The sequence below is a fragment of the Leptolyngbya cf. ectocarpi LEGE 11479 genome (genome assembly GCF_015207065.1).
Classification (GTDB): Bacteria; Cyanobacteriota; Cyanobacteriia; order Phormidesmidales; family Phormidesmidaceae; genus Leptothoe; species Leptothoe ectocarpi.
Window position 1 is genome coordinate 1 of the sequence record NZ_JADEXP010000149.1, and the last position, 14,290, is coordinate 14,290.

The window sequence follows — 14,290 nt, forward strand, 5'->3', positions numbered from 1 at the left end:
TCTTTTCCATGGCCTCCTACAAACGTCGCAAACTCAATCAGCATCTGATTGACAGGTTTATTCGAAACTTAGACTTAGACGAGACTTTGATTAAATCACATCCCAACTTTCCAAGTCTTTGTGACTACGGGGTTCTAGTCTCCTAATTCTGTCCGGAGTATTGACGTAATAAGTCTGAATCGTGCTTCGAAGATCTGCAGCTTTGATACTCCGCATATCGTTGTGAATGTGATCCAACTGACTGGCTGTATTCATAGCTTTTGAATCATCTGTATCGGTCGCAGCAAACTTTGGTTGGAAATCATCATCCAACCACTGCTGTAAGCGATTTTCTACATCATCCTCAGGCGATGCTGGATCGAGCAGGCCGCCTTCTGGCCATTTTTTAGGGCGTCGCTCGTTTGCATTCCGAGATGTTGGGTATAAATTACCCCACTCGTAAATAAGATCTTTGAAAGACAGCTCTCCTTTTGGCCGAAAGTGATCGACTGAAATCTGCCCTAGGGATAAGACTTCTTCTGTGAGATAGCATTTGCCTAGAAAATCGGCGTGGAGTTGCTCTAGTACATCACGGTCATTCCACCGTTTACTCTGCAGTAATGACTTCGGTGGTTCAGGGGAACGCTTGGCATTAATCATGCGATAACTGTGATGATTTCAGATCCAATAAAACTTCTAGAGCAAGGGCATGGCTGGTCTCTGACAGTTCTTCTGCTAACTGTCGCATTTTTTGTTCTTCGTTTTCATCGCGTTCCTTTCGATAGAGCTGTTTTAGCTCTTCAAGCTTTGTCGTTGTTTGTAAGTCAAAATCTGACGATATACCAAAATGAGAGGTCATGAGAGTGCCATAACGAATCCCCTGGAGTTCACTACTATTGACTTGACGCTTTAGCTCTAAGTCATAGATTATTGCGTTATCAACACTAGCAATAACAGCAGGAGAGTGCGTAGCAACAATAAATTGAACTTTTGGAAATAGATTACATAGAAAGGGAAAAATCACCTCTTGTAGTTTGAGGTGTAAATGAGTTTCAATTTCGTCAATCAGGACAATACCGTCAGGCTCAAGAAAACCTGATTCTTGAATGATGATGTCTTTACGAATAAGTAAATCAGCAACTATAGCTAAAGCCGCTTTATGTCCGTCAGCCAAATCATTGAAATCGATAATGCGATGATCGCCTAGACGTATTCGATATAAAAACTTATCTCGTTCAAATATGAGTTCTAGTTTTGGATCATCAAAAATAATTGACAAAGTGGCTCGCATTGTATCAAACCACTTATTTATTGCTTCGACAGTAGAATGTTCATCTTCTACTGTCGCATAGGCTTGTTGGGTTTTTTGGTTGACAAAGACTTGTAATAATAAATCACTGATATTTGTATCAAGCCTAAATTGATTACTAGATAATTCGTGAGACTTGGGACCAGCAGGCTCTATAAAATCAGGTTTCCGATAAGGATCAAAGTAGGCAAGAACACTCTGGCTATGAGTATCTTTTCTTGGTATTGAGTTACCAGTAAACGTTATCCTACAGCTTGGAAAATGATCACGCTCTAAACTTGTTTCATTGGCTTTACGGTTAGTCACCCTCGATTCCAGGTTAGTCACCATTGATTCCAGGTTGACTACTCTCGATTCTAGGGGTGCCTGACGCCACACTGGTCCTGACCGATGATTAAAGATTTGATGGTGTAACTCGTTTCGAATAATGGTCAGAATTGTGGATTTGCCAGAGCCATTTGGACCAGTCAAAATTAGATGTTTGCCATCTTCACCACAATCAATTTCAATATTTCTAAGATGGCGATATTCGTCAATCTCCAGTTTAGAGAGATAAGGCATAGTCCTATCCGTTGTTATCTCATATCGACCGTCCCAAACACAGGATAACGAAATCTCCCGTATTCGGGACAGTAACGGGTTTGATTCTACGATGAAGAGCGGATTTTATCGGACCAAATGCGGGTGGGTAGTCCCCAGATATGAATAAAGCCTTCGGCGGCTCTATGGTCGAATTTGTCCTCGGCGCCGTAGGTGGCTAGCTCTTCAGAATAGAGGGCATTAACAGACTTACGACCCACAATCATGGCAGTGCCCTTAAACAGCTTGAGACGGATGGTGCCCGTGACTCGTTCTTGGGTCTGGTTAATGAAGGCATCTAGTGCAGCTTTGAGCGGGCTAAACCAGAGGCCGTTGTACACTAGCTCGCTGTAGGTTTGCTCAATGCCGCGTTTGTACTGGGTGACCTTGGCATTGAGGGTGAGACTTTCGAGATCGCGGTGGGCGATGATTAGCACTAGCAGGGCAGGGGTTTCGTAGATTTCACGAGACTTGATGCCGACAACACGATTTTCGAGGATATCGAGGCGACCGATGCCATGGGAGCCGGCTAGGTCGTTGAGCTGGCTAATTAATTCAACGGGGCCGAGGGAATTGCCATTGAGGCCGACGGGGATCCCCTGCTCAAAGTCGATTTCAACGTACTCAGGCTGGTCAGGGGTGTCGGCAATGGCTTTGGTCAAGGCGTAAACGTCTTCGGGGGGCTCGGCCCAGGGGTCTTCGAGGATGCTGGCTTCGACGCTGCGGCCCAGCAGGTTTCGGTCGATACTATAGGGTGAGGACTTTTTGACTGGAAAGGTGAGGCCAAATTTCTCGCCGTAGGCGATGGCTTCTTCGCGACTCATGCCCCATTCACGGGCGGGGGCGAGTACCTTGAGGTTAGGGTTGAGGCCTGCGATCGCAAGATCAAACCGCACCTGGTCATTGCCCTTACCCGTACAACCATGGGCGACGGCATCGGCCCCATACTTTTCAGCGGCTGCCACCAGGGCCTTGGCAATCAGCGGTCGCGCCAGTGCCGTAGACAAGGGATAGCGATCTTCATACATAGCATTGGCCTTAATCGCCGGAAACGCATACTCAGTCACAAACGTTTCCGTCACATCCACCACCAGCGACTCCATCACCCCGGCATCCACAGCTTTTTTCTGGATGGGGCCGAGTTCTTCGCCTTGGCCGAGGTCTGCCGCCAGCGTAATCACCTCTTTGACGCCAAATTCATTTTTTAGATAAGGAATGCATACCGTCGTATCCACACCGCCCGAATAGGCAAGTACAACCCGTTCAGCCCGACCCATAGTTGGTTTCCGATTAAACTACAAACCTATATAGTACGGCAGCAATTGAAGCGGGAACATAGCTGCTCCTAAGATCGTCAAACTGGCCCGCTATCATAGAGGTCGCTCCCCTAACGGTTTGTCCATGTTTTTTAGTATTGTTGTTCCCACCTATAACCGTCAGCCCATCTTAGAAAAGTGCCTGCGAGCCATGGAGCAGCAAGTTCTCCGTGTTGATACCCAGGTGGCAGGGTATGAAATTGTGGTGGTGGATGATGGCTCTACCGATGGCACGGTGGAATGGCTTCAGTCAGAGAATTTTCCCCATGTAAAGCTGTACCAGCAAGACCATAAGGGCGCGGCTGTTGCCCGGAACCTGGGCGTAGAACAAGCGCTCGGAGATACGATCATTTTTATTGATAGCGATCTGGTGGTGCTTGATGGCTTTTTGCAGCACCATGCCGATGCCCTGACCCAGCACTACACTAGCCAAGGAAATGACCGCGTGTTTACCTATGGGCGGGTGGTGAATACCTGTAATTTTGAAAACCCCACCTCGGAGCCTTTTAAGGTGACGGACTATTCCCAGGCGTTTTTTGCCACGGGGAATGTTGCGATCGCAAAACACTGGCTAACCCAAGCAGGGCTATTCGACGTGCAATTTACCCAGTACGGCTGGGAGGATCTAGAGCTGGGTGTGCGCCTTAAAAACTTGGGTCTCAAGCTGATCAAATGTCCTGAAGCCGTCGGCTATCACTGGCATCCCCCCTTTAGCCTTGACGATCTGCCCCGACTGATTGACGTCGAAATCCAGCGCGCCCGTATGGGGGTGGTCTTTTATCAAAAGCACCCCACCTTGGACGTCCGCATGATGATCCAGATGACCTGGCTCCATCGTCTGCTCTGGGGTCTCCTATCCCTGGGCGGTTTGCTCAATGAGCGCACCCTCAAACCTCTATTACAGTGGCTGATTGACCAGGGCCGTCCCCAACTATCCTTGGAGGTAGCCCGGATTTTTTTGAATTGGTACAACGTCAACGCGGTCCATGCTGCCTATCGAGAACAGCAAGCCTCCTAGTTCTTGAGGCTAGCAACGCCCAATTCACCCAGAATCTACCCTAGGGGGTAATGTGCCTGGGGAGACTCAAGACTACTGTAGATATAAGGCATCGTCCACTAGACCTCAATGCCATCCGTGGCACTTCTACATTTGTGCTGTGCAACTGATTCGATTTGCGCATATTTGCCGATTCGCGAATGTTTGTACCGGATGTTACATCGAGTAATTTATAGGGTGCTATGTTGGTATGACTCGTATATAAAAATATATTTTATTGTTGTTATGGAGGGAGCTTCTTATGCACTCCGAAGATATTCAGCTCTTCCGCATGCTAGTTGAAGCTGGGGCTCAACCGGGAGAGGATTTTTCCTACGATTTGAGTCAGGGTACCTGTCGCATTAATGAGCGAGGCTTTATCCTATTGCAGAATGCGTTTCCTGACATTGACTGGCAACAAATTTCTAGCATGAGTCAACCGGATTTAGACGGACCGGTCAAAACCCTCCACCAGCATTTGGACGTTGATTTTATCACTGAGCTGATAGCCAGGATAGGGCAACGATTAGCTCAACTGCCAACCAATGAGGCGGCTTGGTATGCCCATCAAATTTTGGGCGGTGTTGAGCAGCGCACTGGAATTGCACTCTATCAGCTAATTCAGCGAACATTGCCTGCTGAAATCTGCCAACACTTAGACCAGCTACTTAAACTGACCCCCATTACTCCTTGTAATGTCTGGATAGAAGACCTGGTGATAGCGGCGGGAGGTGCCCTCCATGACATTGAGTATGACGGTGACGAAGTCTTGCTGAGTGAAGCCGGAATTGGTCTCCTCAATCAGGTATGGACAGGGGAATTGGAAATTCAGGACGATATGGCTGCTTAAGCCCGCCTAAGCCCACTGGGGATAGTCAGCATCAACGACGATCATTGCTCCGGTCACCTCTGCAGAGTCGTCACAGGCCAGATACAGCGCCGCTCGAGCAATGGCTCGGGCCGCGTTGCGATCTCGCTTGGCCATTCGAAACACTTTATGGGCCAAAGCCGCCTGATAGCTCGATAGGGTGGCCCCACTGACAGCCACGTGGGGCCAAATCAGATTGGCCCGCACCCCCGTTGCCCCATCCGCAATATCACGGGTCATCGCCATCATCCAGCCTCGGCCCACTCCCTCCACCACGTGCATGCCCTTACGGGGATAGGGGACGATGTTAATAATTGAGCCTGCCGTGGAACGCTGCAAAAAAGGCAGTGCGTACTGACTAAACAAAAATACCCCTTGCAGGCTGAGATCAACGATCCGTTCCCAGGATTCAGCGGTGAGATCCAACACGGATGCCTCATCCCCCAGCAAGCTAAAGCTAGCGTTGTTACACAAAACATCAATCCGCCCAAAGGTGGCCACAGCATCCTTGATCGCAGCTTCCACATCATTGGGGGTTTCAACATCCACCAGACAGAATCTCGACTTTACACCTTTCTTCTCTAGCCGATTAATTAGTTGGTTACCAGCCGCTCGGTTCACACCGCACAGCACAATATTGGCTCCGTGACTTGCCAATAAACTAGCCACCCGCCGACCCACACGGCAGTCCCCTGCCGTAATCAGAGCAACCCGATTTTTCAGCAGCATTTTTAGCTCCACAGTCCGGCTATCGGCAGGACTATGCTCAGTCTTGTTGGTAGAAAGCCCTGGAGGAATCCTCTCTCAAAAAAACAGTCCCTGTAGCCTTGACTACGGCTTATGAGAGTCTTCCCAGCATTAGTTCTCAATCCAGACACCTCCATCTTACGTCTGCGAAGCCCTCTATTATCGAGTAGGCTACAGCATCCCCATCAAATTGAAAAGTCTTCTAATGTGTGAAAAATGTAAGCAATATTTGATCGAATTTTGGTCAAAAATCAAGGAAGTAAGAGATTTTTAACGATAGATAAGAGAAATTGAAGTAAGCCAGCATTATTTTGCTGATTGTTCGCGGGCCTCTCAAAAAGCGCATGCTGTCGGTAAAGGCTCCACAGATTCTAAGCTGTCTAACGAATCTGTAACCGGTTTAAACCCAGCCTCGACAGATCCCCCTAGTACCTGGCCACCATAGTGACTGTGTACGCCCCCCATATGCCCACGAATGATAACAGATTGGTTCGGCGCAATGGGAATGGGACCGCCACTGCGGGTAAAAGGCTGCTCATTGGTATGGCTATGGGCCAAAATTCGTCGATACAGGAGCTCACCTGTTTTCGCATCGGCCACTTCCCACCAGTTAGCATACTGCTCACAGCCGGTATCAGTGCTGCTTAGGGTCACCGCAAACGTATAATTACCGGCCTCACCAGTCACCGCCACAGAGACCAAGTCGGCCACAGGTAGCCCGTCGGCATCCGTCGGACTGGCCGAGTCCGCTGCTGTAGGTTCCACTAATGGCTCTGATAGGCTGGTATCAGGATTTGCAGCGGAAGATGCGGAAGATACAGGGTCAGTAACAATCTCTGGAGCGGCTCCACAGGCTGCCATCAACACCAGTAATAAATACAGGACTCTATGCATGGGTTTGAGCCGATCATTCGTTATCGCTAAAGCCCTTAGACTGTCGCTGCCACAGGTGCTTTAGTTAAAATGTCCACCCCTTCTTTAGTCACCACTACCGTATGTTCAAACTGCGCGGTGAGCGCCCGATCTTGGGTAACGGCTGTCCAACCATCGGGCAGTAACTCCACTTCGTGAGTGCCTATATTAATCATTGGTTCGATGGTAAATACCATGCCAGGGGCTAGCTTTTTACCCTTACCCGCTGTGCCATAGTGGGGAATCTGCGGCTCGGTGTGAAAGATCCGATGGACGCCATGGCCGACAAAGTCACGTACTACAGAAAAGCCTTCTGCTTCGGCATAGGTTTGGATCGCTGCTCCAATGTCACCGATACGGGCACCGGGTTTAACAGCTTGGATGCCTCGATACATGCTCTCCTGGGTGACCTCCACCAGCCGACGGGCCTGGGGCGAGACATCACCCACTAAAAAGGTGCGGGAGGTGTCTCCGTGATAGCCATTGAGAATTGGGGTGACATCGATATTGATAATGTCACCATCCTGTAAAATTTGCTGGGCGTTGGGAATACCGTGGCACACCACTTCATTTACGCTGGTGCAAATGGATTTAGGAAACGGGTCTACCCCTTCGCCACCAGGGTATCCCAAGGGAGCACTCTTAGCGTCGTGGGCTTGCGTCCAGCGCTCAGCCTCATCGTTGAGTTCTAGAGTACTAACACCGGGTTTTACCATTGGCTCTAGGTGCTCTAACAAACGCGCCGCCAGCTGGCAGGCGTTGCGCATTTGTTCAATTTCCCGTTTTGATAGCCGAATGATTCCTTTGAATGCAGCGTCCACGATGATTCTATTAGTTTCCTGCTAGATAGATGTTGTCACTAGGGGTGTTGCCACCTACCTCACTCTAGCGCTATTGCCATCCTCTAACCGCTAGATAATAGAAAATTGATTGAATCGGCTGCCGCTGTTGCCATGGGAGGAGTGGTCTAGCGTCGATGCTGGGGCAGGCGGCATCAGGGGGAAGCAGGAAAAATCCGGTCTGCGGTGAAATGTGATAGAACGTGGTCAATGGTAGCGGCAGTGAGGGAGCATGCAATTCTGGGCGGTGGGCGTTGTCTGTCTATATGTGGGTATTGGTTTATTCAACTGGGTGACGGGGTTGCACTGGCTGGCTGAGTTTTCGTTACCGATGTCGATTTTGGGAGGCATCGGCCTTGCGATCGCAAGTAACGCCAACTCACCGAGACTCCCAGCGGCATCGCCATCCACCGACTCCTTGGACGATGCTACCCCGCCCGATAGTGCTGGGCCACCGCCCCAGACCGTCAAAGCGGCTTCTCAATCTATCCCGGAATCCTCCATTTCCTTTACCATTCATAAAAACGTCCGTCCCTAGTCAAGCGCTAATATCCTCAGGCCTGCTTGGGAGCCTGCAGCTGCCCCACCGCATTCGTCACTACTTGGCGGGGCATAAACCGATTGGTAAACACCAGCAATCGATTAAATAAACCATGTACCGCCACTCGCCGGTTGCGGTCTAGGGCGTCGTAGCCAAACTGGGCTACCTCAGCCGCTGTCGGCAGCTTTAGCTTTGTAAAGAAGTCCACATCCCCCAGTTCAGCCCTTGCCTGAAAGTCCGTACCACGGGTGGGACCAGGACATAGAACCGTTGCCGTTACGCCTGTGTCTTTCAGTTCATGGGCCAGGGCTTCTGTAAATGCCATGACATAGGACTTACTGGCGTAGTAAGTTGCCATAAAAGGACCGGGCTGAAATGCTGCTGTCGAGGCCACGTTGAGAATTTTGCCAGAGCCTTGCTCCAGCATTGATGGCAAAAATAGCCGAGTCAAATGGGTTAGGGTGACCATATTCAGCTGCAGCAGCGCGCCTTGCTTAGACCAGTCAGTGCTTGCAAAGGGGCCATAGTCGCCAAACCCTGCGTTATTGACTAAGACATCTACCCTCAGCCCCTGCTGCTGGATCTGGTCAAACAGCGTTAACGGCGAGTCAGACTGACTGAGATCCTGACTAATGACATGGGTTTGAATGTCGTGACTCTGAGCTAACTCAGTTTGAATCTGCTTTAGTTTGTCAGTGCTGCGCGCCACCAAAATCAAGTTGTAATCGTTGCTGGCAAACACCTTAGCCAGTTCGTACCCAATGCCACCGGATGCGCCGGTAATGAGTGCTGTTTTTGCCATCGTTTTTGAGGATACCTCCGCTCTATTTTCGCTCTACCTTAGCGTTAGCATCGGTCATTAGATACGGCCAACCGATCTAATCAGTAGGGTTCTCGTCACCTGATGTTCTCTCTAGGGGGCTAATGGGGCGAGCCATTTTCGGTAAGCCCTATTTTGGGGTGAGGTTCTCTCCCCTAGGTACTATCTGATGACTGCGGCATCATAGTGATTGTAAGGCAAGTAAAGAGATGCAGCCGACAGACAACATTCTCTTGTAAGCCAACGACACACCACAATCGCGAACTGAGGAAACAACAATGATCGTACGCTACTGGCAACCTTTTCACGAAATCGAAACCATTAGACAACAGCTTGATAACATTTTTGAGGATCTGACGCCCACAGCAACCGATTGGATTCCTGCTGTTGATCTTGTTGATGCTGGTGATGGTTATAGTCTCGAGGTCGTTTTACCCGGTCTCAAGGCTGAGAATATTAATATTGAAGCCAGCCGCAAGAGTGTCACTATCTCCGGTGAGCGTACGGCTCCTGAGGTGAGTGATGACCAGCAGGTACTACGTCGCGAGCGCCGCTACGGCAGCTTCCGTCGTGTGGTCAATCTACCTGTGGTCGTTGACCATGAGCAGGTGAAGGCTGATTACAGCAATGGCATTTTGACGGTGCATGTGCCTAAGACCGCTGAAGTCCGGAACCAGGTGGTTAAGGTCAACGTTGCTGAAACACCTGCTGACTAATGATTTCTAGTTGTGTCGTTAGGCGTGTTTTAGTTGGGAATACCTAATCACGTCTGACGTCCATTTCCTTTGACTCTTCTCTAATTCTCCTAGTTTGGCTTTAGCGGCAGGTTTTCCTGCCGCTTTTTTTGTCGTTTTAGGGTGACTGGCTGCTGGGTGTACCTGTTGGCAAGCACCGACAAGGGGAACTCCTGTAGGGTGATCCATGGCTAACTAAAGGTTACGCGTTAAGGTCTGTTGGCGTTTAAGCTGGGTATTACTTATGAGTAAACCTTGTTTAGCAAATCGACGGCTATGAGCAGTCCAGACTTAACCGATAGCTATGTGGCTCCCGAGCGGGCTATCCCTAAAATTGGCATTTTTACAATGCTGCGCCTAGGTGTATTTAACATGGGTCTGGGCATCATGTCGCTGCTCACCCTGGGGGTGCTCAATCGCGTCATGATTGACGAGCTGAGGGTGCCGGCGTTGATTGCAGCAGGTGCGATCGCAGTGCATCAATTTATGGCCCCGGCCCGCATCTGGGTAGGCCAGATGTCTGATTCTAAGCCCCTGTTTGGCTATCATCGCAGCGGCTACATTTGGCTAGGCATTGTCTCCATGGCGATTACCGCTTTTATCGCCGTTCAGATTGTTTGGCAAATTGGTGCTCGGGTAGAAATTTCTGGCTGGAACAGTGGTATTTACCCCTGGGTAGGTCTTTTAGCCTTTGTATTTGCCCTGTACGGTCTGGCCCTGTCCTCCACATCGACACCGTTTACGGCGCTGCTGGTGGATGTGTCGGATGATGAGACCCAGTCTAAGCTGGTGGGCATTGGCTGGGGCATGCTGATGGTGGGCATTGTCTCCGGTGTGATTATTACCACCATTGTTCTTGGCTCCCTGGGCGACACCCCCACCCTCGATGAGCTGCGTAGCTCGATTAATCGGCTGTTTATCATTGCGCCGTCGATTGTTTGCGGGTTAGCCATTCTCAGCACCTTTGGCATTGAGAAAAAATATTCGCGGCTACGGCAGCGCAGCCGTCAGCGCGACGACCAGATTACCTTTGGTACGGCGATAAAAGTACTCACTGCCAGCCGTCAGACCGGATTGTTCTTTGTATTTTTACTGGTGCTCAGCCTCAGTCTGTTTATGCAGGATGCGGTTTTAGAACCCTACGGCGGTCAGATTTTTGGCATGGCCATTGCTGAGACTACCCAGCTCAATGCTTACTTTGGCATGGGCACCTTGTTTGGCATTGTTGCCACTGGCTTTTTCTTGGCCCCCAGACTGGGTAAAAAGCGCACCATTAAGTTTGGCTGTCTGTGGGCGGCCTTTTGTTTGATTTTGCTGATTGTGTTTGGCACCACGGGGGACCCTCGACAGCTGATGCTGGGGGTGGGGTTGTTTGGCCTGGCCTCAGGCGTATTGACCACCGGCTCAATTTTGCTGATGTTAGATCTGACCGTGGCCGAGGTGGCGGGCACATTTATTGGCGCATGGGGCTTGGCCCAGGCCATTGCTCGCGGTACGGCCACCGTGCTGGGCGGCAGTTTGCTATCCCTGGGCAAAGGCATTGTGGAATCATTTGTTGTTGGGCCGGTGCCCGATGAGCAGTTGCTGCCCGCCTATGGTTTGGTGTTTGCGACCCAGGCAGTTGGTATGTTGGTTGCAGTGGCGATTGTCAGTCGGGTGAATATTCGTGAGTTTCAGACGACTGCGAAGGATGCGATCGCAACTGCCCTAGAAAGTGATATGGACTAACCCCATGACCCCAGACTGGCAACATATTCTCACTGTGGCTGAAACCGCTACTACCCTTGTCGGAGCCCAGCTACTCAAAGACTTTGGCAACGCCACCGCCGAAGAAAAAGCCGATGGCAGTCTCGTCACCCAGTCCGACAAATGGGCCGATGGCGAACTGCGCCGCCGCTTACAAAAAGAGCTGCCCGGCCATGGTGTTCTCAGTGAAGAAGATAGCCATATTTTCCCCGCCGAAGACTTTTGCTGGATTATTGACCCGATTGACGGCACCACCAACTTTACCCGAGGCGTTCCCCTGTGGGGTATTTCATTAGGGCTGCTCTACAAAGGCACGCCTGTTTTTGGCCATGTGTATATTCCCACCCTAGACCAGCGATTCCATGGCTTTTTTATGGGCAAATCCGGTTTAGACGGCCCCAGCGGTGCTTTTCTTGATGGTGAACCGATCCACACCTCGTCCGATGCCGCAGCGGGCAGTCAGTTTTTTAGCCTCTGCGCGCGCAGCCTGAAAGTGTTACAAAAGCCGTTTCCCTGCAAAATTCGGATGCTGGGGGTGGCCACCTATAATTTGCTGACGGTAGGCGCTGGTATTAGCCTGGGTGCGGTCGAAGCTACCCCTAAAATTTGGGATATTGCCGCTGTTTGGGTCATTACCCAGGCGGCTGGTGCCGTATGGACACCGCTGGAGGAAGCTGATATTTTCCCGCTAAAAGTTGGTGAAGATTACGGCAGTCGTCCGTTTCCTACACTACTAAGTGCGCGCCCTGAACTAGACCAACTGTTTCGTCCTCTAGTTGAGGTGATTACTCAATAGTGCGTCGAGACCATTAGCTGGCCAAGCGTAAATCCATCTCGATGGGTAACTCCAGCGATTCGTTAGTAGCTAGCCGTTTAGAGAAAAATAAGATCTCTAAATTTTCCACAGCACCAGACTCTGGATTTAACCGAGCTAAAATTTCGTCACCAATTTCCTCTGACTCTTGCTCTGCATAAGGATCGCATTGGTCAATATATAAAATATCGCCCTCTTGGTCATAGCGAAAAATCAAGCGTCCGCTGGCCATATTTTTTCACCTCCTGATATTTTTCGAGCTGTATAGGCTGTAATGATCCAATGGCATATCGGCTAAGCGACTAGCTTGAGCAAGGGTTAGCTTCTCTCGCTGGAACAGCAGAATTGCGATTTCTTGCAGCATTTCTGTTTCGCTCATACGAGCGCTGCTCAAGACTTCATCTGAAATTACGACAGCCATTGTTTTATTTCCTCATGATTAATACTCATTGTAGAAATTCAATCTCGTTGTTGATGGAATCGCTGACCTGGCATACAGCATATCCAATCCAGTACACCAGGTCGGAGATCACTGTTTTAATCGACCCTGACTTTCTTGGTCAAAATGGCCATGACTTCATTAGGCCTGCCGGTGGGCAAGAGTTTACTCCAGTCATTGGGCTCGGCGTAGTTGTGCTTATGAAGCTGCTTAATCGTATTGCCTACGGCGGTAAAACTGCCAAGGACGATATGGCGCACAGGTTCGTAAGCATGCTCAGGAAGAGATTCAGGCTTACGACGAAGATTGGGCGCATTTGCGCCCTCAAAGGGTTCTTGAAACATGGTTCTGGTCTCCAGATAACGATGGCCCCTTGGTTGGCCAAAATTGACCGCAAGGGGCTGGTTGACCAGAACCCAACAGCCAGCCACTCCGCCATGATATTTCGCAAATCGGGGTGGCTGGTGCATAATACCTCCAGCGACCGGGATTGTCTGTTAATCCGGGAAGTTAGCCATCAGCGTAGTGTTGGTAGCACTCGCTGATGGTGCTAGTTATTGAGTTCTGAGTTAAGGCTACGACGCAAATCATTGCCTTGAAATTAGGGTAGGACGCCTGTATCGTGCAAGTCAAGCACAGATCAAAGATTTATCATTCCGAATGGTCTACCGAAATCATCACAGTTAGCTATCGTGAGAGAAGCCTTACCTCGCAATCTATCTCCTGAAATGGTCAACTAAGCGCTGGTTAATTATGATCGCGGTAAAAGATGATTTTCCAAAACTTACCCCCGAAGAGTACTTCGCTTGGGAAGAAAAACAGGCCGATAAACACGAGTATATTGACGGTCAAATATATGCCATGAGTGGCGGTAGCGTTAACCACGGTCGCATTGCTATCCGTTTTACCGCTATGTTTGATGCTCACCTAGATAATAGCGGCTGCATCCCAGGCAATTCCGACATCAAAGTCAATATCGCCGGAACTAATAATTACACCTATCCAGATGCCAGCGTCACCTGCGATGAACGCGATAAAGATGCAGTCAACTATTTCACCTATCCTTGCCTAATCGTAGAAGTTTTATCCGATAGTACTGAAGCCTACGATCGTGGTGGCAAATTCAGAATGTACCGCAACAACCCAATGCTACAAGACTATTTATTAGTCAGTTCCACTCGTATCGAAATGGATTTGTATCATAAAAAAGAAACAGGCGAGTGGCTCATTCTCAACTATCAAGAAGGCGACACAATTGAACTAAAAAGTATCAATCTCAAATTTCCTATAGAGCAAGTTTACCGAAACCTCAGCCTTACTCCAGAAGTCTGAATCGCTCTTACCTTCACCAGTCCTATAACTACTATTATATGAAAGGTGGGCAGTGCCTGTCTGACGAATCCTGGGCTACTATCCCAAGTATAGATAACCCCTTAAGAATCTCTTATCAATTTCAGTCGCTATGTTCCGGTTCATTTCTGGGCACGCTGTAAACAGAATGTATCCTCGTATATTCGCGACCAGAAATCTAATTTTCATCCCAGGAATGTTATGAGTTCCAAAAAGGCTTCAAAGCGACGTAAACCACCAAATATTAATCAAGTTCGAGTG

General features: G+C 49.5%; 17 protein-coding genes. 7 read left to right on the forward strand and 10 right to left on the reverse strand.

Annotated features, from left to right (window positions below):
• Positions 1–90: 90 nt before the first annotated feature.
• From IQ260_RS16240 to IQ260_RS16250, 3 genes are all read right to left on the reverse strand, one after another.
• Positions 91–639, reverse strand: a complete 549-nt coding sequence (locus IQ260_RS16240; RefSeq protein WP_193994153.1) for an HNH endonuclease family protein — start codon at positions 637–639, stop codon at positions 91–93.
• Positions 632–1,849 (reverse strand): AAA family ATPase, encoded by a 1,218-nt coding sequence (locus tag IQ260_RS16245; RefSeq protein ID WP_193994154.1) that lies wholly within the window; start codon positions 1,847–1,849, stop codon positions 632–634. Before IQ260_RS16245 ends, IQ260_RS16240 begins: the two co-directional genes overlap by 8 nt.
• Before the next feature lie 86 nt (positions 1,850–1,935).
• Positions 1,936–3,144, reverse strand: a complete 1,209-nt coding sequence (locus IQ260_RS16250) for an argininosuccinate synthase (protein WP_193994155.1) — start codon at positions 3,142–3,144, stop codon at positions 1,936–1,938.
• A 124-nt stretch (positions 3,145–3,268) separates the two neighbouring features.
• Here IQ260_RS16250 and IQ260_RS16255 point away from each other — a divergent pair, with 124 nt between their 5' ends.
• Complete coding sequence (locus IQ260_RS16255; RefSeq protein WP_193994156.1) at positions 3,269–4,201, forward strand: glycosyltransferase family 2 protein; 933 nt, start codon at positions 3,269–3,271, stop codon at positions 4,199–4,201.
• 280 nt (positions 4,202–4,481) lie between these two features.
• On the forward strand, positions 4,482–5,069 hold the full coding sequence (locus tag IQ260_RS16260) for a hypothetical protein (protein WP_193994157.1): 588 nt from the start codon (positions 4,482–4,484) through the stop codon (positions 5,067–5,069).
• A 6-nt stretch (positions 5,070–5,075) separates the two neighbouring features.
• Here the strand turns inward: IQ260_RS16260 and IQ260_RS16265 are convergent, their stop codons facing one another.
• The 3 genes from IQ260_RS16265 to map all read right to left on the reverse strand — a co-directional run bounded on the left by IQ260_RS16265 (position 5,076) and on the right by map (position 7,567).
• Complete coding sequence (locus tag IQ260_RS16265; protein ID WP_193994158.1) at positions 5,076–5,816, reverse strand: SDR family NAD(P)-dependent oxidoreductase; 741 nt, start codon at positions 5,814–5,816, stop codon at positions 5,076–5,078.
• A gap of 351 nt (positions 5,817–6,167) precedes the next feature.
• On the reverse strand, positions 6,168–6,728 hold the full coding sequence (locus IQ260_RS16270; RefSeq protein WP_193994159.1) for a hypothetical protein: 561 nt from the start codon (positions 6,726–6,728) through the stop codon (positions 6,168–6,170).
• Positions 6,729–6,763: 35 nt separating this feature from the next.
• Positions 6,764–7,567: a type I methionyl aminopeptidase gene (map, locus tag IQ260_RS16275; protein WP_193994160.1), complete on the reverse strand. Its 804-nt coding sequence runs from the start codon at positions 7,565–7,567 to the stop codon at positions 6,764–6,766.
• A 250-nt stretch (positions 7,568–7,817) separates the two neighbouring features.
• On the opposite strand from map, the gene IQ260_RS16280 reads away from it, so the two are divergent.
• Positions 7,818–8,123 carry a hypothetical protein gene (locus IQ260_RS16280; RefSeq protein ID WP_193994161.1) on the forward strand — a complete coding sequence of 102 codons (306 nt, stop codon included), beginning with the start codon at positions 7,818–7,820 and terminating at the stop codon, positions 8,121–8,123.
• 16 nt (positions 8,124–8,139) lie between these two features.
• On the opposite strand, the gene IQ260_RS16285 is transcribed toward IQ260_RS16280, so the two are convergent.
• Positions 8,140–8,928 carry an SDR family NAD(P)-dependent oxidoreductase gene (locus IQ260_RS16285; protein WP_193994162.1) on the reverse strand — a complete coding sequence of 263 codons (789 nt, stop codon included), beginning with the start codon at positions 8,926–8,928 and terminating at the stop codon, positions 8,140–8,142.
• Positions 8,929–9,224: 296 nt separating this feature from the next.
• On the opposite strand from IQ260_RS16285, the gene IQ260_RS16290 reads away from it, so the two are divergent.
• The 3 genes from IQ260_RS16290 (at position 9,225) to IQ260_RS16300 (ending at position 12,222) form a co-directional block, all read left to right on the forward strand.
• Positions 9,225–9,662, forward strand: a complete 438-nt coding sequence (locus IQ260_RS16290; protein WP_193994163.1) for an Hsp20/alpha crystallin family protein — start codon at positions 9,225–9,227, stop codon at positions 9,660–9,662.
• 294 nt (positions 9,663–9,956) lie between these two features.
• On the forward strand, positions 9,957–11,408 hold the full coding sequence (locus IQ260_RS16295; protein WP_193994164.1) for a BCD family MFS transporter: 1,452 nt from the start codon (positions 9,957–9,959) through the stop codon (positions 11,406–11,408).
• Positions 11,409–11,412: 4 nt separating this feature from the next.
• Entirely contained in the window at positions 11,413–12,222 is an 810-nt protein-coding gene (locus IQ260_RS16300) for an inositol monophosphatase family protein (protein ID WP_193994165.1), read from the forward strand.
• A 13-nt stretch (positions 12,223–12,235) separates the two neighbouring features.
• On the opposite strand, the gene IQ260_RS16305 is transcribed toward IQ260_RS16300, so the two are convergent.
• From IQ260_RS16305 to IQ260_RS16315, 3 genes are all read right to left on the reverse strand, one after another.
• Entirely contained in the window at positions 12,236–12,472 is a 237-nt protein-coding gene (locus IQ260_RS16305) for a DUF2283 domain-containing protein (protein WP_193994166.1), read from the reverse strand.
• Positions 12,473–12,478: 6 nt separating this feature from the next.
• A complete protein-coding gene (locus IQ260_RS16310) occupies positions 12,479–12,661 on the reverse strand; it encodes a UPF0175 family protein (protein ID WP_193994167.1) in 183 nt (60 codons plus the stop codon).
• Between the two features lie 116 nt (positions 12,662–12,777).
• Positions 12,778–13,023 (reverse strand): hypothetical protein, encoded by a 246-nt coding sequence (locus IQ260_RS16315; RefSeq protein WP_193994168.1) that lies wholly within the window; start codon positions 13,021–13,023, stop codon positions 12,778–12,780.
• Positions 13,024–13,432: 409 nt separating this feature from the next.
• Here IQ260_RS16315 and IQ260_RS16320 point away from each other — a divergent pair, with 409 nt between their 5' ends.
• A complete protein-coding gene (locus tag IQ260_RS16320; protein WP_193994169.1) occupies positions 13,433–14,011 on the forward strand; it encodes a Uma2 family endonuclease in 579 nt (192 codons plus the stop codon).
• Positions 14,012–14,290 lie beyond the last annotated feature (279 nt).